Annotated in this window: 1 pseudogene; it reads left to right on the forward strand. The window is 43.4% G+C overall.

The features are described 5' to 3' along the window. Positions 1-185: 185 nt before the first annotated feature. Positions 186-311, forward strand: a pseudogene (locus FDX11_RS25535) (hypothetical protein); the annotation flags it as partial.

A 311-nucleotide genomic window follows, 5' to 3' on the forward strand; every position in this document is an offset into this window, starting at 1 on the left:
CTCATATCAGGAACTTGTTCGCACCTTCCATAACTCATTCATTGCCTGAGCCAGCAGTCGCGCAGCTGCCTCAAGCGCAGAGGATTGAAAAAATCTTCAGATATATATCATCACTCTGAACATACGCAATTAACGGCGGAATCTCACGATTCTACCGTTTTTTATTATTTTTCAGAGGAGTAGTGATGAATAATTCTGAAGGTTTGAAGTCGTTTCAGCAATCGCTTGCTGATCTGCCGCAATGGGTATCAGAGCGGCTTCTGCAGCAAATTAACCAGTTAACTAACTACGAGCCAGTGATCGGCATTATG

This window comes from Citrobacter sp. wls714 (assembly GCF_005281025.1).
Classification (GTDB): Bacteria; Pseudomonadota; Gammaproteobacteria; order Enterobacterales; family Enterobacteriaceae; genus Citrobacter; species Citrobacter werkmanii.